16 protein-coding genes and 1 tRNA gene are annotated in these 20219 nt (G+C 70.6%); 8 read left to right on the forward strand and 9 right to left on the reverse strand.

Features of this window, described 5'->3' with window-relative positions; translation table 11 throughout:
- Positions 1-101: 101 nt before the first annotated feature.
- The gene (locus tag H9651_RS10830; protein WP_191719342.1) at positions 102-902 is read right to left on the reverse strand and encodes an SDR family NAD(P)-dependent oxidoreductase; all 801 of its coding nucleotides are present in this window, start codon (positions 900-902) and stop codon (positions 102-104) included.
- A 41-nt stretch (positions 903-943) separates the two neighbouring features.
- Positions 944-1447 (reverse strand): MarR family winged helix-turn-helix transcriptional regulator, encoded by a 504-nt coding sequence (locus H9651_RS10835; RefSeq protein WP_191719343.1) that lies wholly within the window; start codon positions 1445-1447, stop codon positions 944-946.
- A 105-nt stretch (positions 1448-1552) separates the two neighbouring features.
- Here H9651_RS10835 and H9651_RS10840 point away from each other — a divergent pair.
- From H9651_RS10840 to H9651_RS10855, 4 genes are all read left to right on the forward strand, one after another.
- A tRNA-Ser gene (locus H9651_RS10840) sits at positions 1553-1643 on the forward strand.
- A gap of 179 nt (positions 1644-1822) precedes the next feature.
- Positions 1823-3205: a Fic family protein gene (locus H9651_RS10845; RefSeq protein WP_191719344.1), complete on the forward strand. Its 1383-nt coding sequence runs from the start codon at positions 1823-1825 to the stop codon at positions 3203-3205.
- Positions 3195-3674 carry a hypothetical protein gene (locus tag H9651_RS10850; protein WP_191719345.1) on the forward strand — a complete coding sequence of 160 codons (480 nt, stop codon included), beginning with the start codon at positions 3195-3197 and terminating at the stop codon, positions 3672-3674. The genes H9651_RS10845 and H9651_RS10850 overlap by 11 nt, the downstream gene beginning before the upstream one ends.
- Before the next feature lie 121 nt (positions 3675-3795).
- Positions 3796-4323, forward strand: a complete 528-nt coding sequence (locus H9651_RS10855) for an ankyrin repeat domain-containing protein (RefSeq protein ID WP_318244847.1) — start codon at positions 3796-3798, stop codon at positions 4321-4323.
- An 82-nt stretch (positions 4324-4405) separates the two neighbouring features.
- On the opposite strand, the gene H9651_RS10860 is transcribed toward H9651_RS10855, so the two are convergent.
- From H9651_RS10860 to H9651_RS10870, 3 genes are read right to left on the reverse strand one after another with little or no spacing between them, the layout of a single operon-like run.
- The gene (locus tag H9651_RS10860; protein ID WP_191719346.1) at positions 4406-5029 is read right to left on the reverse strand and encodes a response regulator; all 624 of its coding nucleotides are present in this window, start codon (positions 5027-5029) and stop codon (positions 4406-4408) included.
- The gene (locus tag H9651_RS10865) at positions 5026-6288 is read right to left on the reverse strand and encodes a sensor histidine kinase (protein WP_191719347.1); all 1263 of its coding nucleotides are present in this window, start codon (positions 6286-6288) and stop codon (positions 5026-5028) included. The genes H9651_RS10860 and H9651_RS10865 overlap by 4 nt, the downstream gene beginning before the upstream one ends.
- On the reverse strand, positions 6251-8359 hold the full coding sequence (locus H9651_RS10870) for an MMPL family transporter (protein ID WP_191719348.1): 2109 nt from the start codon (positions 8357-8359) through the stop codon (positions 6251-6253). Before H9651_RS10870 ends, H9651_RS10865 begins: the two co-directional genes overlap by 38 nt.
- Positions 8360-8585: 226 nt before the next feature.
- Between H9651_RS10870 and H9651_RS10875 the strand changes: the two genes are divergently transcribed.
- From H9651_RS10875 to treS, 4 genes are all read left to right on the forward strand, one after another.
- A complete protein-coding gene (locus tag H9651_RS10875; protein WP_191719349.1) occupies positions 8586-9485 on the forward strand; it encodes a DUF808 domain-containing protein in 900 nt (299 codons plus the stop codon).
- Positions 9486-9602: 117 nt separating this feature from the next.
- Positions 9603-10253, forward strand: a complete 651-nt coding sequence (locus tag H9651_RS10880) for a hypothetical protein (protein WP_191719350.1) — start codon at positions 9603-9605, stop codon at positions 10251-10253.
- Between the two features lie 94 nt (positions 10254-10347).
- A complete protein-coding gene (locus H9651_RS10885; RefSeq protein ID WP_191719351.1) occupies positions 10348-12516 on the forward strand; it encodes an alpha-galactosidase in 2169 nt (722 codons plus the stop codon).
- A 76-nt stretch (positions 12517-12592) separates the two neighbouring features.
- A complete protein-coding gene (gene treS / locus H9651_RS10890) occupies positions 12593-14887 on the forward strand; it encodes a maltose alpha-D-glucosyltransferase (RefSeq protein WP_191719352.1) in 2295 nt (764 codons plus the stop codon).
- On the opposite strand, the gene H9651_RS10895 is transcribed toward treS, so the two are convergent.
- The 4 genes from H9651_RS10895 to H9651_RS10910 all read right to left on the reverse strand — a co-directional run bounded on the left by H9651_RS10895 (position 14888) and on the right by H9651_RS10910 (position 20206).
- Positions 14888-16129, reverse strand: a complete 1242-nt coding sequence (locus H9651_RS10895) for a phosphotransferase (protein ID WP_318244848.1) — start codon at positions 16127-16129, stop codon at positions 14888-14890.
- Positions 16130-16234: 105 nt separating this feature from the next.
- The gene (locus tag H9651_RS10900; RefSeq protein ID WP_191719354.1) at positions 16235-17647 is read right to left on the reverse strand and encodes an HNH endonuclease signature motif containing protein; all 1413 of its coding nucleotides are present in this window, start codon (positions 17645-17647) and stop codon (positions 16235-16237) included.
- Between the two features lie 61 nt (positions 17648-17708).
- Positions 17709-19301 (reverse strand): ABC transporter permease, encoded by a 1593-nt coding sequence (locus H9651_RS10905; protein WP_191719355.1) that lies wholly within the window; start codon positions 19299-19301, stop codon positions 17709-17711.
- On the reverse strand, positions 19298-20206 hold the full coding sequence (locus H9651_RS10910) for an ABC transporter ATP-binding protein (RefSeq protein ID WP_191719356.1): 909 nt from the start codon (positions 20204-20206) through the stop codon (positions 19298-19300). The genes H9651_RS10905 and H9651_RS10910 overlap by 4 nt, the downstream gene beginning before the upstream one ends.
- Positions 20207-20219 lie beyond the last annotated feature (13 nt).

The raw sequence follows: 20219 nt of genomic DNA on the forward strand, positions 1-20219 counted from the left end.
CCGGAGCGGCGCGGGTCGGCGCCGCGCGGGTCGGCGCGGGGTGGGGAAGGGGAAGGAGAGGCGGGGGATGCCTCGGGAATGGCATCCCCCGCCTGGTCGGGTCAGTGCTGGTCGGCCCAGCTCCAGATGTCGTTGCCGCGCAGCGACGCGTCGGCGCCGCCGTCGTCGTAGATGACCTGGCCGGCGAGGTGGGTGTTCTCGGGTCCGGTGAGCCAGATGAGCAGGTTCGCGATCGACTCGGGGGGCTGGTGGTAGTTCAGCGGCATGGGCACCGCGGCATCCACCATCGCTGCACCTTCGGGCGTGTTCAGCAGCTCGGCGGTCATCGGGGTGACGACCGTTCCGGGGGCCACGGCGTTGAGCGGGATGCCGGCGCCGGCCCAAGCGGGCGTGATCGACTCGCGGCGCACCCAGCGCGACAGCGCGCGCTTGGACGACGGGTACACGAGGTACCCGACGCGGGGGCCCTGTGCGGCGAGGCCTTCGGCGATCTCGAGGGCCTGCGTCTCGTCGCCGGCGAGGGCGGCGTCGACCATCTCGGCCGAGTTCGGCTGCAGCGACGCCATCGACGACACGACCGCGGCGCGGGGGGCGTCGGACTGCGCCAGCGCGGGGAGCAGCGCTTCGAGCAGCTCGGTCACGCCGAAGAAGTTGACCGAGATGGTCTTCGCGATCGGCGCGGAGATGCCGGCGCAGGCGATGACGCCGTCGACGCGGCCGTCGGCGAGTTCGGTCGCCTTCGCGGCGGCCTGCGTGCGGCCTTCGCGGGTGGACAGGTCGGCCTCGACGTCGGCGCCGCGCAGGTCGATGCCGATGACGCGTTCGCCGCGGTCACGCAGCAGCTGCGCGGTGGTCGCGCCGATGCCGGATGCCGATCCGGTGACGATATAAGTGCGGGGCATGGATGCCTCCTTGTTTCCGGGCCCCTCGGGTGGGGCCGTATTCATGCCGACTGGTCGTCGGACGTGGGTGCAGCGGGGTGGTCGGCGCCGGCCGCGAGCGCGGCGTCCACGAAGCGGCCGGTGAGGGCGGCGAAGCGACGGCGCTCCGCGGCATCCCATCCCCGCAGCGCCTCGTCGACCATCTCGCGGCCGCGCTGCACCAGCAGCGCGAAGACGCGTTCGCCCCCGGGGGAGAGGGCCACGATGCTGGCGCGACCGTCATCGGGATCGGGTGACTTCGTCACGAGCCCCGCCGCTTCGAGTCGGGTGAGCTGCTTGCTCATGGTGGGGCGGGTCAGTCGCAGATCGGCGGCGAGATCGCTCGCGCGCAGCGGACCGGCCAGGCCCAGGGAGTAGACGGGGCGGATGTCGCCGGCATCGATGGTCAGACCCGCTTCGCGGGCGACCGTGGTCTGCCGCGTGAGCGTGGACCACTGGGCCATCAGCTGTGTCAGCGACGTCAGCAGGAGCGCTTCGGGTGTGCCCCCCGCTGATGTTCCGTCCATCATTCGACTCTACGCCGAGTAGTTGCCTGCGGCAACTAAGTGGATGCCGGGCCGGGCGGATGCCCCGATTGGCGGCGATGGCCGCTCTCGCGTACGATTGTCCGCGGTGACGTGTCCGAGCGGCCGAAGGTGCAACTCTCGAAAAGTTGTGTAGGGTAACCCCCTACCGTGGGTTCAAATCCCACCGTCACCGCCACCGAAACCCCCGCAGATCCCTTGGAAACACTGGGATCGCGGGGGTTTTTCGTTGGATTGCCGGGTCCAGCGGTAGCGCAGCGGTAACGCTTTGTGCGAGCCCAACAGCCGATGCCTCGTCGCTATTTCTCGCTTATCGCTCTAAGCTAGAGATCCGCCGACCCCGACTGAAGGCTCACCATGGCGCACTATGTGGAACGCCTCTGGCGCCCGGTCGAGGGCTCTTCCGGACTCAGCCGTCGCGACAGAGCTCCGGGCCGATACCAGGCGTACGTCCCCGACGAGCTCGGCGCAGACCTGCCAGACCTCGGCGCGGAGGCGCGCGAAGCCGCCGAGACGGCGCTGCAGACGCTCAGCCGTGCCGATGAGCGCATCGGTCGGCGGGGGCGTTTCCTCAGTCATCTGCTGATCCGGTCGGAGAGCATCTCCTCGAGCTGGATCGAGGGCAACCGCGTCACGCCGAAGAAGCTCGCCATCGCTGAGGCCCTCCAACACGGTCCGCAGGTCGCGCTGGACGTCATCGCGAACGTTCGCGCGACGGAGCAGGCGATCGAAGTACTCGCCGACCGTGGCCGCGAGATCACCCTCGAGGACATCGAAGATCTGCAGCACGTCATCGAACCCCGCCTGGGCCACGGCATCCGTCAGGAGCAGAACTGGGTCGGAGGGCCTGGCTGGAGCCCGCTGCGGGCTGAGTTCGTCCCGCCGCCCGAGGGCGATGTGCGTCGGCTCGTCGAGGACCTCGCCCGGTTCGTCACCGCCACAGGCGGCAGCCCCATCGTGCGCGCGGCGATCGCTCACGCCCAGTTCGAGACCATCCACCCCTTCGTCGACGGCAACGGCCGCACCGGACGTGCGCTGATCCACACCGTCCTCAGTCGCACCGATGCGCTCCGGAACGTGCTCATCCCCATCAGCACGGTGTTCGCCGGGGATACGGGGTCATACATTGCAGGGCTCACGGCGTACCGCGAGATCCCGTCACGCCTGGACGACTGGGTGATCGGGTTCTCGACCGCTGTGGAGCGTGCAGCGGAGAACGCCGTGCGGCTGTCCGAGCAGGTGGAGCAGCTGGACGTCGCGATCATCGACCGGTTCATCCAGCACCGCGCCGACGAGGGCATCAAGCCCGCCAAGCCCCGTAGCGATGCGCTGGTGCTGAAGCTCCTCACCCACCTGGCCGAGGAGCCCGTGCTCACCGCTGCGCAGGTCACTCAGCGTTGGAGTGCATCACCGGCGGCCGCGCACCGCGCGCTCACAGAGCTGGCCGACGCGGGCATCCTCGCTCGCACCAAGGACCACAAGGGCAAGCTCGTCTGCTTCACCGCCGACCAGCACCTCGGTCTCGTCGCGCTCACCGAACGCAGCAACCGCGCCGGCGGCGTCGACACGGCGATCCGCAAGCCTCGGTTCGGCCCGGCAGCGCCCGCGCAGGATCGCGGCCGCCTGCTCGATGAGCTGACGCGACAGGTCGACGAGGATGGGCTCTACGACGTGGACGCTGAGACGTACCGCGACGATCTGGACAAGGCCCGGAGGCAAGGGATGAGCAGTGAGCACTGACCGACATCGCCCGTTGGTCTCGGTCGCGGCCCTCGCTACTGCCGTGGTCATACTCACCGGATGCGGACCCCAGGAGGCCGACGTGACACCAGACGAAGCGCGCGAGACGCTCACGGGCATCATCCATGACACCGCTGAGCTGCTTGGCACCCCTGGGTGGGAGGAATCCAGCGCCCCCGGCGTTCAAACCTGCGATGGCGGCAACGGCATCAAGTGGGACTACCTGTACACCGCACCGCGCGGTGACGTGGACCCGATGGCGGACGTCGAGAAGATCGCCGCGCATTGGGAGACCCTCGGCATGACCGTGCGGGTGAACACCGAACACGATCCTGTTGTCTTCGCCACCGGAGGACCCCTGCAGGGTCTGAGCTTCGATACGGGGCCAGCCAAGTACGGCATTGGCGGCACCTCGGCGTGCGTCCCCGGCAACGCGGACCAGATCAGGGACGAGGAGTACGTCGGGTAACCAGAGAGCCTGCTGCTGAACGGGGTTATCTTGTTGCAGGACGAGGTGCGTACGGGCGCCCGTATGCGGCGCTGATCCCCTCCCCGAGCACCTGCCCACGACACGAACGAAGGATTCCACCGTGACCACCACCGCCCGCTCCCCCCAGCTCGGCATCGAGGCTGTCACCGCTCTCTATGCAGATGACCCCGAGCGCGCGCTCGCGCTCATCGAGCAGGGCGCGGATGTCAACGCGCGCAACGACATGCAGGACTCGGTGCTGCTCTATGCCGGTGCCCACGGCTACGACGACGTGGTGCGCGCAGCGATCGCCGCCGGAGGCGATTTCACCGTGACGAACCGATTCGGCGGGATCGCCCTCATCCCCGCGAGCGAGAAGGGCCACGTCTCCACCGTTCAGCTGCTCATCGAGGCCGGATGCCCCGTGGATCACATCAACAACCTGGGCTGGACCGCTCTGCACGAGGCGATCATCCTCGGCGATGACGGACCGGATCAGCAGGAGATCGTGCGCCTGCTGCTCGCCGGCGGTGCCGACCCCGCTCTTCCCGACGGCGAGGGTACGTCGCCGCGTGAACTCGCCATCCGCTACGGGTGCCCCGAGGTCGCCGCGATCATCGACGAGTACCTCGCGCGCAGCAACGCGTGAGGTGACAGTCGCGGTGATGATCACCCCGATCTGACCAGCAGGCCGCCCCGCGCGGTGCTCAGCAGACGGATAGGGCCGGACGTCAGAGCAGCCCTTTCCGGCGGGCGACGGCGATCGCTCTGGCCCGGTTGTCGACCCCCAGCTTGTCGAACACGTGCGTGAGGTGGGTCTTGACGGTCGCTTCGGTGACGAACAGCTCGCGCGCGATCTCGCGGTTGGATGCGCCCGTGTCGAGCAGGCGCAGCACGTCGAGTTCCCGGTCGGTGAGCCGCACGCGCGGCGAACGCATCACGTGGACGACACGCGCGGTGAGTTCGGGGGAGAGCACGGTCTGTCCGGCGGCTGCGCGGCGGATCGCCGAGGCGATGTCGGCCGGCGCGGCATCCTTCAGCAGGTAGCCGGCGGCGCCCGCCTCGATCGCGCCGAGGATCTCCGCATCGCGGTCGAACGTGGTGAGGATCACGACGGCCGGCGGCTGGGGGAGGGCGCGCAGCCGAGTCGTGGTCTGCACCCCGTCCATCCCCTCGCCCATCCGCAGATCGCAGAGCACGACGTCGGGGTGCAGATGCTGGGCGAGGGCGATCGCCTCTTCGCCCGTGGCCGCCTCCCCGACGATCTCGACATCGTCGCGGCCGTCGAACAGAGAACGCAGTCCGGCCCGCACGATCGGGTGGTCGTCGACGAGCAGGACGCGGAAGGTCGTCATGGCCGGCTCCCCGTGTTCATCAGGGGGATGGATGCCGACAGTGCCGTCCCCTCGCCCACGGCGCTCTCGACGTCGAGGTTGCCGCCCACCTCTCGCAGTCGGGCACGCATCGCCCGCAGGCCGTAGCCGCCTTCGTCGCGCGACGGCCGGCGGGTGTCCCACCGGGTGGCGTCGAACCCGACCCCGTCGTCGACGACGTCCAGGCGCACCGCGTCGTCGGCATCGATCAAGCTGACCACGACATGGGATGCCGACGCATGCGTGCGGACATTCGCCAGCGCCGACTGCGCCGTGCGCAGCAGCGTCACCTCGGCGGCCATCGGCAGGGCGGGCACCGATTCGTCGATGCGGACATCGGTGCGGATGCCGGTCTCCTCGGTCAAGCGCTCGAGCATGCGGCGGAGGGCGTCGCCGAGCGCGGAACCCTCCAGTTCCGACGGCGTGAGGTCGTTCACGATGCGGCGGGCGTCGCCGAGCCCCTGGCGGGCGAGCGACTCGATCTGGGTGAGCGCGAGATCGGTGTCGGCGGCCTCCCGTGCTCGAGCAGAGCGGGCGATCATGCCGATCGACGACAGATTCTGTGCGACCGTGTCGTGGATGTCGCGTGAGAGTCGGGTGCGTTCGATGCCCGCCCCGCTCTCCCGCTGGGTGCGGGCCAGTTCGTCCTGCAACTGCGCGGCCTCGTGCTGGGCCTGCACCAGCGACGCGATCAGTCGCCGACGTTCCTTCCCCTCGCGCACCAATTGGAGGTAGCCGCGCGAGATACCGAGCGCGAAGATGCCGCCGACCAGCGGGCCGATCACGTTGGCGTACGTCGTCGCCCCGGTGTGCAGCGCGGGAGCCGCGATGACGACGGCCAGCACGGCGACGCTGAGCAGCGCGGCCCACGGCATCCGGATGATGAACCCGGCGAGGAGCCAGAGCGGAAAGGCGAGCCACACGAACTCCTCCGACACGGCGACGGCGCCGGCCCAGATGAGCGTCAGGCCGACGAGCCACCACGTCGCCAGCACCGGATCTCGCGTCCTGTCGCCGAGGAAGAGGCCGCCGAAGTACCACCCCGCGAACACCAACGCGAGCGCGATCACCAGTGCCGGCGAGACGCCGTCGGTCAGGGCGCGGATCGACGTGATGACCACCAGCGCCACCGTGATGACCGACTGCCCCAGCCGGATCGCCCACCCGGTGCGCCGCCGAGTGGACGGCGGCACCGGGGGCGCCTCAGCCGGCACGGCCGACGCGGGCTGGTTGACCGACATGGGCTGGTCCTCCCCGCTGCGTTGTCACCTCATCGTCGCCGGTGCGGTGCCCCGGCCACCACATCCGGTCGCCCAGGATCGAGAAGAGCGCCGGAACGACGAGCGTGCGTACGACGAGCGTATCCACCAGCACGCCGACGCCGACGATGAGTCCGATCTGTCCGAGCGTGACCAGCGGCAGCACCCCGAGCGCGGCGAACACCCCGGCCAGCACCACGCCGGCGCTCGTGATGACGCCACCCGTCGCCGCGAGGGCATTCACCATGCCCGCCCGCGTGCCGACGCTCGCCGCCTCGACCCGCGCGCGGTGCACCAGGAAGATCGTGTAGTCCACGCCCAGCGCCACCAGGAACAGGAACGACAGCAGCGGCACCTGCAGGTCCAGTGCCTCCCAGCCGAACACGACCCGGCTGAGCCACGCCCCGGCACCGATCGCCGCGACCGCGCTCAGTGCGTTGACCACGAGGAGCACGATCGGTGCGACCAACGACCGCAGCAAGGCGATCAGCACCACGAGGGTCACCGCCAGCACCAGGGGCACCACCAGGAGGAAGTCGTGCAGGTTTCCCTCACGCTCATCCACGTCCTGAGTTCCGGGGCCGCCGACCATCGCGTCTGCACCGGGTACGGCATGCACGGCTTCTCGCAGCTGCGTGACCAGTTCGGTGTGCTCGGGGGTTCCCGCCGTGGGCCGGCCGGACACCATGAGCTTGACCAGTGATCCGTCCGCGCTCTCACCGACCGTGACGACGTCCACGACGCCGGGGACGGCGCCGGCGGCATCCGAGACGGGCGCCGTCGACTGCGCGTCGGCGATGACGATGAAGGGCATGGCTTGTCCCGCGGGGAAGTGCGCGTCGAAGACCTCGAGGCCGACGGCGGATTCGGATGCCGTTCGGAATTTCTCGGTCTGGCCGAGCCCGACGCTCGCACCCCAGAGCCCGCTCGCCATCACCGTCAGCAGGGTGAGGCCGCCGACCAGCGGCAGCCAGGGCCGCCGCACGACCGTCTGCGCGATCCGGCGCCAGGCTCCGCCCGCCGTCGCGCGCGCCCCGGGCCGGGGGATGAAGGGCCAGAAGACGCCGCGCGAGCACACCGCGAGGGCGGGCGGGAGCACGAAGAGCACCGAGAGCAGGGCGATCAGCAGGCCGACGGCGGACGATATGCCGAGACCGCGGGTGCCGGGGATGACGGTGAGGGTCAGGGTGAGCAGGGCGAGCACGACGGTCACGTTCGACGCGACGATCGCCGGAACGGTCGCGCGCCACGCCTGCGCCAGCGCGACGCGGTGGTCCTCCTCGCGCTGCAGCTCCTCCCGGTATCGCGAGATGAGCAGAAGTGCGTAGTTGGTGCCCGCACCGAACACGAGCACGCTCACGATGCCGGTGTCGAACTGCAGCTCGAGCGCGTTGCCGACGGCCGCGGTCACCACGCTCGCCGCCCGATCGGCCAGGGCGACCACCGTCAGCGGAATCAGCCAGAGCACGGGGGAGCGGTAGGTGAAGATCAGCAGTCCCGCGACGATCGCGACGGTCACCGCGAGAAGGGTGAAGTCGGCGCCGTCGAACGCCGCCGAGATGTCGGTGCTGAACGCCGGACCGCCCGTCACCTGCAGATCCAGTTGCCCGGTGGCATGCGACGACGTGATGCTGCGCACCTCTTCGACGAAGTCCCGCGCGGAGGGTTCAGGCACATCGGCGGTGAGTTGGATCACGGCGGCCTCGGAGTCCTCGCTGAGATGCGGCCCCCTGGCCGTCGCCCCCTGCACGCCCTGCACCTCCTCCGTCACCGCGGTCAGCGCCGTCAGGTCGGATGCCGCGAGGGCCTTCCCGTCCGCCCGGCTCGCCACGATCAACAGGGTGCTCGCATCGCCGTCATCGAACTGCGACGACAGCGCCGCGACCTGGGCGGACTCGGATTGCGGGGGTACCGCCTCGTTCTCGGTCGTCAGGGTCACGCTCCCCAGTGCGCCGATCACTCCCAACAGGGCGAGCAGGCCGGCCGCGAGGGCGACCCATGCTCCACGGCGCGATACGAGGGCTCGGGAGACAGCAGCAGGAAATGAACGCATGTCACCATCCCACGTCCGATCGGGGCACCGCGCCTCGGGGGTTCGGGCGACGGAAGTGTCAACCGAAAGATGGATGCGGTGGCGGGCACGGCGCGCTCTCGGAGCAGGGTTTCTGCCGCGGACCGTGAGGATCCGGACGACGGTGAGGCGGCCACCCCCACTAAAATGGCACGGTATCCCGCCGCTCGCTGCGTCGGCTCCTCCTCACGAAATCGGATGGTCGCACATGTCGGTCGGACTCCTCGCCGTCGTCGATGACATCTTGACGGCCGCGCTGAAAGCCAGCGCGAAGACCGCGGGCGTCGTGATCGATGACGCCGCCGTGACGCCGCAGTATGTGCAGGGGATCACCCCCGCCCGCGAACTGCCGGTGGTGTGGAAGATCGCGCTCGGCAGCCTCGTCAACAAGTTCGTCATCATCATCCCGATCGCGCTGCTGCTCACCGCGTTCGCGCCGTGGGTGCTGCCGTTCCTGCTGATCATCGGCGGCGGCTTCCTCTGCTTCGAGGGGGCGGAGAAGGTGCTCGAGTGGTTCGGCAGGGAGCACGCGCATGCCGACGACGAACCGCGCGACGAGAAGAAGCTCGTGCTCGGAGCGGTGCGCACCGACCTCATCCTCAGCACCGAGATCATGCTCATCGCCCTCGCGAGCCTCGACCCTGATTTCGGCATCTGGATGACCCTCGGCGCGCTGCTGGTGATCGGTCTGGCCATGACGGTGGTCGTCTACGGGGCGGTCGCGCTGCTGGTCAAGCTCGACGATGCGGGGCTGCGGCTCATGAAGAGCCGCTCTCGCCGCGTGCGCCGCACCGGCGCCCGCATCGTGGCCTCGATGCCGGCGGTCTTCCGGGTCATCAGCATCATCGGCACCGTGGCGATGCTCTGGGTCGGCGGGCACCTCGTGATCGCGAACCTCGCCGAGACGCTGTGGGCGGGGCCGTACGACCTCGTGCACCTCGTGACCCACGCGATCGAGGCCGCGGGCCCCGTGGTCGTCTGGATCGTGGACACGCTCATCTCCGCCGTCTTCGGGCTCGTGCTCGGGCTGGTCATCTTCCTGATCGTCACGGGGGTCTCCCGGTTGGTGAAGCGCCCCGCGGGCGCCGAGCCGCACGCGACCGCGTAGGTCGAGTGGGCCGCCCGCACGCGGCCCCGTCAGCGAGAAACCACATTTTGGCCGAGACACCCCGCGCCGCGTGGTTTCCCGACCGAAATGTGGTTTCTCGGCGAGTACGGTCGGAGCATGCAATCGGTGCGGAAGACCTGGACGCTCGGGGGCATCGGCCTGGTCGTGTGCGGTGTGATCGGGATGCTGCAGTACTCGCTCCCCTTCGGGGGCGCGGCTCTGACCATCGTCCCCGACATCGTCTTCGCGGCCGCAGTGCTGCTGTTCGCGATCGGTCTGTCCGCTCGGGCGAGCGTGGTGGCCAGACGCCCGCTCGGTGTGGCCGCGCTCGTGGTGGTCGCACTCTGGCCGTTCGTCGTGCGCCTCGCGGAGCAGTTTCTGCCCTCGATGGATGCCGAGACGTTCGAAGCCGGCATGGATGCCTACCGCGCGGCCGAAGGCGCGCTGACGACGGTCTTCTACGTCGATCTGCTCGTGTCGTTCGCCGCGGCCCTCATCGCCGTCGTGCAGATCGCGCGCGCCGGCATCCTCCCGCAGCCGTGGCGGTGGGCGCCGCTGTGGGCGATGCTCGCCGCGGTCGCCGGCGCGGTGATCCCGCCCCTGCTGCTGGTCGCCGCCGGGCCCCAGAGCGGCCAGGCGCTCCTCGGGGTCGCGACCATCGTGGGTTCCCTCGGGTTCCTGGCCAAGACGCTCGGCCTCGGCATCATCGCCCTCGTCCTCGCGTCGCGCGTGCGCACCGGCGACATGGAGATCTACCGCTCTGCGTGAGACAGCCGCCGCGACGCACCCGTATCGTTCAGCAGTCGGGAGGCGAAGGAGGGCCGGTTCGGCGCAGCGGCGGTTTCCGGCTAGAAATGAGCGTATGCCCGCCCCCGACACCGCTGTCTCTTCCGCTCCGCTCACCGGCGCCGCCGCCGGCGGCGTCGTCCACCTGCGCCGGGGAGGCACGAGTGTCGTCGTCGACCTCGCCGCCGACACCCCCGCCATCGTGCACTGGGGCGAAGACCTCGGTGACGCCCCGGCAGCGACTCTGACCTCGCTCGCCGTCGCCGCGCGTCTGCAGCGGGTCTCGGGGGGTCTCGATGAGACCGCGCGGCTCGGGGTGCTCAGCACCGCGGCATCGGGATGGCTCGGCACCCCGGCACTCGAGGGCCACCGCGACGGGCAGAGCGTCAGCGCGCGCTTCGCCCTGGCCGGCGCCCACGTGACCGATCACGAGCTGCAGCTGGACTTCACCGACCACGAGACCGAGCTGACCGCCCGCGTCGAGCTGAGCGTCGGTGCGGCCGGGCTCGTGCGCACCCGCGTCGTCGTGCGCAACGAGGCGGACGCCCCCTACACCGTGCAGGCGCTGCATGCGACGCTGCCGTTGCCGTGGGATGCCACGGAGATCTTCGACACGACCGGGCGCCACCTGCGCGAGCGATCGGGGCAGCGTCACGCCCTGACCTTCGGCACCCACCTGCGCGAGAGCCGCCGCGGCCGCCCCGGCGCCGACGGGACGCTGCTGCTGGCGGCGGGCACCCCCGGGTTCGGCTTCGAGCGCGGCCGCGTGCACGGCATCCACCTGGGCTGGAGCGGCAACCAGCGCGCGTTCGCCGAGCGGGTGCCGACCGGCGAGTCGTTCCTCGGCGCCGGCGAACTCTACGCCCCGGGCGAGATCCGCCTCGGCCGCGGTGAGCAGATCGCCTCGCCGGTGCTGTTCGGCTCGTGGGGCGAGGGCCTCGACGACCTCGCGGCCCGCTTCCATGCCGAATGGCGGGCGCGGCCGCAGCACCCCAAGCGCCCCCGTCCGATCACCCTCAACACGTGGGAGGCGGTGTACTTCGACCACTCCCTGCCCAAGCTCACCGCGCTCGCCGACGCAGCCGCCGCGCTCGGCGTGGAGCGGTACGTGCTCGACGACGGCTGGTTCCGTGCGCGCCGCGACGACACCGCGGGGCTGGGGGACTGGACGGTCGATGCGGGCGTCTGGCCCGAGGGGCTGCATCCGATCGCCGACCACGTCGTGGACCTCGGCATGGAGTTCGGGCTCTGGTTCGAGCCCGAGATGGTCAACCCCGACAGCGATCTCGCGCGGCAGCACCCCGACTGGCTGTTGCGCGGCCGCGTCGACCTGCCGCCGTCGGCCCGTCAGCAGCAGGTGCTCAACCTCGCCCACCCCGAGGCGTACGCCTACATCGCCGGCGCCATCGGCGCGATCCTCGACGAGTACCCGATCTCGTACATCAAGTGGGACCACAACCGAGATCTGGTGGATGCCGCGGCCGGCCCCGGCGGCGCCGCACTGGTGCACGCCCACACGCTGGCCGTCTACCGGCTGATCGACGAGCTCAAGGCCACCCGGCCGGGGCTCGAGATCGAGAGCTGCGCGTCGGGGGGCGCCCGCGTCGATCTCGGCATGCTCGACCGCACCGACCGCATCTGGACCAGCGACTGCCTCGACCCCGTCGAGCGGCTCGAGAACCAGCGCCACACCGCCCTGGTGGTGCCGCCGGAGATGATGGGCATGCACCTGACCACCCCGCACGTGCACTCCACCGGCCGCACCGTGTCTCTCAGCATGAGCGGCGCCGTGGCGCTCTTCGGCCATTTCGGCATCGAGTGGGACGTGACGAACCTGAGCGAGGCCGATGCCGCGGCGGTGGCCGAATGGGTGGCGCTGGCGGGGCGCGTGCGCCCGCTCGTGGCGACCGGCCGCGTGGTCAACGTCGACGTCGCCGACCCGGGCCTCGACGTACGGGGCATCGTGGCGGCCGACGCGGCATCCGCGTTCTTCACCATCGCCCAGACGCAGACGCTCATCTCCTCGCCGACCGGGCGGGTGCGGATGCCCGGTCTCGCCCCCGACCGCAGCTACCGCGTGCGCATCGTGACGCCCGGCGGCATCGTGCAGGACCCCGCGCAGTCGCCGCTGGGCTGGGCGCACCACGACACCGTGCTCACCGGTCGCCAGCTCGCCGTCGTGGGCGTGCGGCCGCCGGTGCAGAACCCCCAGCAGGCCACCGTCGTCGAGGTCACCGCCGCGTAGCGTCGGCCTCCTAGTGGTTCTCGGGCCGGTTTTCCAGTCCTCGTCTCCGGTTCGTCGTGTCCCCTAGCGTTGAACGATGCCGAGCGACGACTTTCGGCCGGAGGACCTCTACACCGGCCCCATCGACCTGACCGGAGTGAGCCCCGAGGGCGACGACGAATCCGACGCCGAGAAGGCTGAGATCAGCTACGACGAGCAGCGCTACCCCGCGCGCCCGAAGCGCCTGCGCCCGCGCGACCAGTTCCGAGGCGGCAGTGTGCGCCGTATCAAGACCGACCCGCGCACGGCCAACGGCACTAACCCGTCGTACGTCGAGTGGCTCGTGCGCCAGTCGATGCTGAAGGATGCCGATGTGCTCGCGCGCCAGCTTGCGGGGCAGCCGGCGATGTGGCGGAACCCCTACGCCCGCCCGGACGCCCGGCGGGCGATCACGGCGACCGACGTGTGGTTCACGGCGTACCCGATCTCGCTCATCACCCGCCCGGGGCAGTCGTTCCTGGCGGCGCTCGGCGACGAGGAGCTGTGGTCCGCCTTCGAGCGCGTCGGCATCAACGCGGTCCACACCGGCCCGGTGAAGCGCGCGGGCGGCATCGCCGGGTGGCGTGAGACCCCCAGCGTCGACGGACACTTCGACCGCATCAGCACCGAGATCGACCCTGCCTTCGGGACAGAGGAGCAGTTCCGGGCGCTGTGCGACGTCGCCGACAGCCACGGCGGCAGTGTGATCGACGACATCGTCCCCGGTCACACCGGCAAGGGCGCTGACTTCCGCCTCGCCGAGATGGGATTCAAGGACTACCCCGGCATCTACCACATGGTCGAAGTCCCGCCCGAGGACTGGGGGCTGCTGCCCGACGTCCCCGAGGGGGTCGACAGCGTGAACCTCGACCCGGCGACCGAGCAGGAGCTCGAGAGTCGCGGATACATCATCGGCGCGCTGCAGCGGGTCATCTTCTACACGCCGGGCGTGAAGGAGACGAACTGGAGCGCGACGACCCCCGTCATCGGTCCCGACGGCATCACGCGGCGGTGGGTGTACCTGCACTACTTCAAGCAGGGCCAGCCGTCGATCAACTGGCTCGATCCCACGTTCGCCGGCATGCGCCTGGTGATCGGCGACGCCCTGCACTCGCTGGGCGAGCTCGGCACGAGCGCCCTGCGACTGGATGCCAACGGCTTCCTCGGGGTGGAGAAGAGCGCCGGCGGCCCCGCATGGTCGGAGGGGCACCCGCTCTCGCACGCGGCGAACCACATCATCGCCGGCATGGTGCGAAAGGTCGGCGGCTTCACTTTCCAGGAGCTCAACCTCACGATGGAGGACATCCGAGACACGGCAGCGGTGGGAGCCGACCTCTCCTACGACTTCATCGGCCGCCCCGGGTACCACCACGCCCTCGCGACGGGGCAGACGGAGTTCCTGCGACTCGCGCTCACCACCTCGCTCGAGCTCGGGGTGCAGCCGGTGCAGCTCGTGCACGGCATGCAGAACCATGACGAGCTCACCTACGAGCTGGTGCACTGGGCGACGAGGCACGGCGAGGACCTCTACCGCTTCCGTGGGGGCGAGATCTCCGGCGGCGAGCTCGCCGAGACGGTGCGCGCGGAGCTCACCGAAGCGCTCACCGGCACGGCCGACTACAACCGTGTCTTCACGCAGAACGGCATCGCCTGCACGACGACGTCGCTCATCGCCGCGACGCGAGGGATCGCCCGGCTCGACGACATCGACGAGGGCGACATCCCGGCCATCCGCGACGCGCACCTGCTGCTGTGCGCCTACAACGCGTGGCAGCCCGGCGTCTTCGCCCTGTCCGGCTGGGACCTCGTGGGCATGCTCACCATCCCGAGCGAAGAGATCGCCGATCTGCTCACGGCCGGTGACACGCGGTGGATCGAGCGAGGGGCGCACGACCTGCTCGACGCCGACCCGCAGGCGACGCGCTCGGCGGCCGGGATGCCTCGTGGGCGTTCCCTGTACGGGTCGCTCCCCGCGCAGCTCGACGACCCCGAGTCGTTCGCGTCGCGACTGGCCGAGATCCTCGATCTGCGGCGGGAATCCGGCATCGCGACGGCGTCGCAGGTCGACATCCCCGAGGTGGCGCACGCGGGGATGCTCGTGCTCGTGCACCGGCTCGACGAGGGCGTCGTCGAAGCGGAGGCGCCCATTCAGGTGACGGTGCTCAACTTCGCCGCCGATCCCGTCGAGGGCACCGTGCGCTCCGAGCAGCTGGTGCCGGGGAGCGCCGTGGTCGATGCGGCGACGGGTGAGACGGTGGGACGCGTCGACGACCTGTGCAGCTTCTCGGTGGCGCTGCCCGCCTATGGGGCGATGTTCCTCATGCTGCAGCCGGACGAGTCGGCGGCCGACTGATCAGGCGAGGGCGCTGTCGATGCCGGCCAGCGGCACCGGCAGCCAGTCGGGGCGGTTTCGGGCCTCGTAGATCGACTCGTAGACGGCCTTGTCGAGCACCAGCGCCTTGAGGAGCAGTCCGTCCAGCGCGACGGACCCCTCGGCCCCGGCGTAGGCGTCGACGAATGCGTCGCGGCAGTCCGCCGCCCAGTCGCCGGAGTCGTCGCCGCCGCCGACGGCGCTGGCGTAGTCGAACGACCTCAGCATGCCCGCGACGTCTCGTGGGGGCAGGTCGGGGATCGCGCGTTCGTGCATGGGCCGCAGTGGCTCGCCTTCGAAGTCGACCACCCGCCACCCACCGGTGGGCACGGCGAGCACCTGACCCAGATGCAGGTCGCCGTGGATGCGCTGCAGACGCGGCCATGCCCGCTCGAGGGCTGCTGCGTACACGGCATCGATGGCGGCGATGCGCTCCGCCACCGCGGGCACCTCGGCCGCGGCGACCGCGAGACGCTGCCGCCAGGTCACGCCCACCGCCGCCACCTCGTCGGGTCCGGCATCGACGGTCTCGAGTGACGCGCCGAGCGCGCCGTGCACCGCGGCGAGGGCGATTCCCAGATCGCGGGCCGCCTGCGTGAAGTCGCGCCGGTCGCGTGCGGATTCGAGGGCGACGTCCCACCCGTCCCGCACGCCCGGGAGGAAGTCCTGCGCGAAGCCCAGCGTGCCGTGGGCGACGCCGGCGTCGCGCCCGGTGTCGGGCCAATCCGCGTCGACACTGCCGCGGAAGGCGGGGACGTAGGGCGAGCCGGCATCGCTGAGCACGCGCTGCACGGTCACGTCGGGGTTCTCGCCGTGGTGGAGCGTGCGGAAGAGCTTGAGGATGATCGTCGGCTCGCCGTCTTCCTCGAAGACGATCGACGTGTTGGATTGTTCGGCCGACAGCACGCGCGAGCCGGTCACCCGGGCGACGTCCACCCCCATCGAGGCCAGCAGGCTCACGGTGAACTCCGGATGCCGCGTCGCATCGACGAGGTACCCGTCGGCGGTTTGGCAGACGACGGCATCCGCCCTCGAGGGAGTTGCGACGAGGGCGAGAGGTACTTGGTAGAGCGCCGGCACCGCGCCGGCATCGTCCATGAGCAGGTAGCGGTGGGCGCCGGGGACCGGCTGCACATCGAGGATGCGCAGCCGCGGTTCGTGACTCTTGCCCGCGAACCAGCGCTGGCGCGTCACCCATTCGGTGAGAACATCTGTGTCATCCACGCTTCCACCCTGGCGTGCGAAGGGCCCGGGGAGAAAGGGGTGGACGGCGGCCACGCATGCGTAGTACCGGGACCTTGCGGTAACCGCGATCCTCATCGGTCGAAGCTAGAACGGCGCCGGGTCGAACGCGGGCGTGCAGATGGCGCCGGCTTCGGCCGGGAAGGTCGCGAAGGCGACTTCGCTGACGGGGCGATCGATGTACACCCGCCCGGTGGGCGAAGTCCATTCGAGCACGCCTCGCGCCAGCTGTCGCACGCGCCAGGGGGAATGATGCTTCGTCGTGTGATGTCGTCGGCAGAAGTGGGAGAGGTAGCGGGTGTCGGTGGGGCCGCCGTCGGCGTAGTCGATGTTGTGGTCGATGTCGCAGCGGCGGGCCGGCACGCGGCAGGCGGGGAAGCGGCAGTGCTCGTCGCGGGCTCGCAGGTGGCGCCGCATCTGCTCGCTCGGCCGGTAGCGGTCCACCGCCAGGATGCTGCCGGTGATCGGGTGGGTGAGGATGCGGTCCCAGCCCGGGGCGATGGCGGCGAGAGCCGCGGCCGTGGCGGTGTCGATGGGGCCGTGCCCGGCGAGCATGGTCGCGTCGAACGGATCGGCGGCGGCCTCGCCGATGAGGGTGAGAACGGGGACCGTGACCTGGACGGTGGCGTGGATGGCGTGCAGCCCGCCGTCGGGCACGGTCACTGACGAGGGGAGCCCGGTCAGCAGCAGATCGGCCAGCACATCGGCGCGCACCTCGTTCAGCGTGCGTGTGTCGGCCGCGGCGGGCGTGCCGTCGGCTTCGGCCTGCGGCGTCCCGTCCACAGCGAACCGCGGATCGGCTTCGGGGAACAGTGACTCGCCGCAGGCGGAGGGGGTGGCCTGGGCGAGACGGGCGATCTGCGAGATGCGGTCGTACGCGCCGTGCGCCAGCGTCGCCGGCAGCACGGCGATCAGTTCGGCCATGCCGTCGTCGAGGTCGGTCACCGAGACCGTGCGCCGCTGCCGGGCCTGCTGGTGACGCTCATCGAGCGTGACGTCGGCGTACCACTCCGCGCGACGCCGGCAGATCGGGGCTAGGCGGGTGGCAGCTTCTGTCTCGGCGTAGGGCAGCACCGCGTCTTCATACTCGGCCCGCAGCTCGTGCGTGGCGATGATCGCCCCGTTCGCCACGATGACCCGCACGTGGGCCAGCGAGATGCGGCCCGCCTCGAGGGATGCCAGGGTGCCCGGGTAGTCGGTCACCAGGGTCGCCGCCTCACCCATCTGCCGTTGCACGGTGCGGTCGCTGACCCGCCACGCCGCGGCGATCTCGGTTGCGGCGATGCGGTGGGGCATCTCGGCCTCGGAGCGCCGCTGGAGCCCTGCATCCGCCACCCAGTCCGCCACGATGCCGTCGGTCTGGGCCAACAGTCGCGCCTCGAGCGCCTGCAGGCGGGCGACCTGCTCTCGCACACCGATGAGGTCGGGCAGCACCTCGGCGATGCGGTCTATCGCTCGCGCGGCCGCCTCGTCCGAGGGAAGGGAGGTGCTGTTCTGCATGCTTCCATTCTCGCGCGACCCTCGGACCTTCGTTCGATAATCGTCACCCGTTGTGGATAACTCAGCGGACGAGGTCGCGGTTGCGGAAGCCCGCGAACCCGACGACCAGGAACAGCAGTGTCACGAGGCTGATCCACAGCAGGCCCATCGGGTCGGCGTCCGAAGAGGTCACCTGCGGGATGTGCCAGAACGGGCTGATCGCCAGCACCCAGTCCCACAGCCGGAACGTCGGCCCGAGGATCGTCAACACGAACGAGATCAGCACGCCGGCCCAGGCGGCGAGGGTCACCTGCGGCCGCGCGCCGACGACGGCGACCGAGAGGGCCACGACCGTCCAGACCGCCGGGACCGTGGCGAGGGCCTGCAGGACGACATCGCCCAGCTGCACCCCGATGTCGGCGCCGGAGGCGAGGATTCCGATGAGCGTCCCCGCCACGAGCACGTACACCGCGGGGGCGAGCAGCGCGATCACGACGTTGCTCGCGTAGTACTGCGGCCGGCGCACGCGGGCCGCGATGATCGGCTCGAGGCGGTCGGCCATCTCCTCAGCGCGCACCTTGAGCATGACCTGTACGCCCGGGATGCTGGCGAGGATGCCCACCAGGCTCAGGATCGTCACGAGGAAGGCGCTCACCAGCTGGCTGCTGCTGGTCGCTCCGGCGGCGAGGATCTGCTGTACCGCCGAGTCGGAGCCGAGGATGTCGGTGAGGGCGGTGGCGAGGTACCCGAACACGAAACCGATCGCGATGAAGGCGACCGTCCAGGTGATCAGCGGCGCGCGGTTGATGCGCACCACCAGCCGCAGCACCGAGCGGTCCCTGCCGCGGGCGGGGCCGGGGCGCGGGCCGATGGCACCGCCGCCGAAGTCGCGGCGCGCCTGCAGGGCGAAGGCCAGCACGAGCAGCACGAGAGTCAGCGCGACAGCCGGCAGCAGCGGCCACCACCGGTCGTCGACCGCCGGCTTCGTCTCAGTCATCCACCCCAGCGGGTTCACCCAGATGGTCCACTCCGGCGCATCGACGGCATACGCGAACCCGCGCAGCAGGAACAGCACCCCCAGGGTGCCGACGGCCAGGGAGTTGGCGGTGCGGGCCTCGGAGGCCAGCTGCGCCGTCACCGCGGCGACGCCGGTGAACATCCATCCCGTCGCCGACATCGTCGCCGCCAGCAGCAGGGAGGGCTCCCACCCGCCGCCGCACAGCACGGTGACGGTCGCGGTCACGATGCCGAGCACGACGGATGCCGCGAGGCACATCGACACCGCCGTCATGAGCCGGGCGCCGCGGCCCAGCACTCCGGAAGCGAGGAGCTCGGCCTGGCCGGAGTCCTCCTGGGCGCGGGTGGCGCGGGTGACGGCGAAGATCATCCCGAGCGCGGCGAGGAATCCGCCGAGGGCCAGGGAACGCCACGCGTTGAACCCGTCGGCGGTGGACAGGTCGTAGGCGGGCCCGAAGATCAGCCCGAGCGCGGGGTTGGAGCCGATCGCGGTCGCGAGCCCTGCCCGGTCCTGCTGCGTGGGGAAGACGAGCGGATAGATGAGCACGGACGAGGCCGACAGCGCCGTCGTGAGGAGGATCCAGGGCGCGAGGAGGCGGCCGTCCTGCCGCACGGTGGCCCGCAGCAGGCGCGGCGTGCCGGTGAGGGCGGTGCTCATCGTCGCCCCGGCTCCGCGCCCGGTGCGTACAGGCGGAGGAAAAGCGACTCCAGGGAGGGCGGCTCCACCGTCAGCGAGGTGATGCCGAACGGAGTGAGGGCGGCCATCGCTTCGCCGATGCGCGCCGACTCCACCGTCGCCGTGAGACGGTTGCCCTCGACGTGCACGTCGTGGAAGGCCGCGAGCGCTTCGGCGGGCAGGCGCCGGGTGATCTCGGCCCGGATGGGCGTGCGGGTCTGGCCGCGCAGCGAAGCGAGGGTGCCGGACTCGACGATCACCCCGTCGCGGATGATGGCGAGCCGGTCGGCGAGGGATTCCACCTCGGCGAGGATGTGGCTGCTCAGCAGCACGGTGATGCCGCGGGCCTTCGCCTCGCCGATGACCTCCTGGAACACGTTCTCCATGAGGGGGTCCAGGCCACTGGTCGGTTCGTCGAGGATCAGCAGTTCGACGTCGGAGGCCAGCGCCGCGACGATCGCGACCTTCTGCCGGTTGCCCTTCGAGTACTGCCGGCCGCGCTTGGTCGGGTCGAGTTCGAACCGTTCCAGCAGGTCGCTGCGCCGCGCCTCGTTCAGGCCGCCGCGCAGCGACCCGAGCAGGTCGATGGCCTCGCCGCCGGTCATGCCCGGCCACAGCGACACGTCGCCGGGGACATAGGCCAGGCGCCGGTGCAGGTCGACGACGTCCTTCCACGGATCGCCGCCGAGAACGCGCGCCGTGCCGCCGTCGGCTTTCAGCAGGCCCAGCAGAACCCGGATGGTGGTGGACTTGCCGGCGCCGTTGGGGCCGAGGAAGCCGTGCACCTCGCCCCGGGCGACCGTGAGATCGACGCCCTTGAGGGCGGCGAAATGCCCGTAGGACTTCGTCAGGTTCTCGACCTGGATCACCGCGTCGCTCGAAGCCATGACGGCCTCCTCC

The organism is Microbacterium pullorum (assembly GCF_014836535.1).
Classification (GTDB): Bacteria; Actinomycetota; Actinomycetes; order Actinomycetales; family Microbacteriaceae; genus Microbacterium; species Microbacterium pullorum.

Excerpts from the sequence above, each read along its gene's own strand:
- treS (WP_191719352.1), top strand. The coding sequence starts at position 12,593 with ATGCCGAGCGACGACTTTCGGCCGGAGGACCTCTACACCGGCCCCATC.
- H9651_RS10880 (WP_191719350.1), top strand. The coding sequence starts at position 9,603 with ATGCAATCGGTGCGGAAGACCTGGACGCTCGGGGGCATCGGCCTGGTC.
- H9651_RS10835 (WP_191719343.1), bottom strand. The coding sequence starts at position 1,447 with ATGGACGGAACATCAGCGGGGGGCACACCCGAAGCGCTCCTGCTGACG.
- H9651_RS10885 (WP_191719351.1), top strand. The coding sequence starts at position 10,348 with ATGCCCGCCCCCGACACCGCTGTCTCTTCCGCTCCGCTCACCGGCGCC.
- H9651_RS10830 (WP_191719342.1), bottom strand. The coding sequence starts at position 902 with ATGCCCCGCACTTATATCGTCACCGGATCGGCATCCGGCATCGGCGCG.
- H9651_RS10900 (WP_191719354.1), bottom strand. The coding sequence starts at position 17,647 with ATGCAGAACAGCACCTCCCTTCCCTCGGACGAGGCGGCCGCGCGAGCG.
- H9651_RS10875 (WP_191719349.1), top strand. The coding sequence starts at position 8,586 with ATGTCGGTCGGACTCCTCGCCGTCGTCGATGACATCTTGACGGCCGCG.
- H9651_RS10870 (WP_191719348.1), bottom strand. The coding sequence starts at position 8,359 with ATGCGTTCATTTCCTGCTGCTGTCTCCCGAGCCCTCGTATCGCGCCGT.
- H9651_RS10865 (WP_191719347.1), bottom strand. The coding sequence starts at position 6,288 with ATGTCGGTCAACCAGCCCGCGTCGGCCGTGCCGGCTGAGGCGCCCCCG.
- H9651_RS10860 (WP_191719346.1), bottom strand. The coding sequence starts at position 5,029 with ATGACGACCTTCCGCGTCCTGCTCGTCGACGACCACCCGATCGTGCGG.
- H9651_RS10845 (WP_191719344.1), top strand. The coding sequence starts at position 1,823 with ATGGCGCACTATGTGGAACGCCTCTGGCGCCCGGTCGAGGGCTCTTCC.
- H9651_RS10905 (WP_191719355.1), bottom strand. The coding sequence starts at position 19,301 with ATGAGCACCGCCCTCACCGGCACGCCGCGCCTGCTGCGGGCCACCGTG.
- H9651_RS10910 (WP_191719356.1), bottom strand. The coding sequence starts at position 20,206 with ATGGCTTCGAGCGACGCGGTGATCCAGGTCGAGAACCTGACGAAGTCC.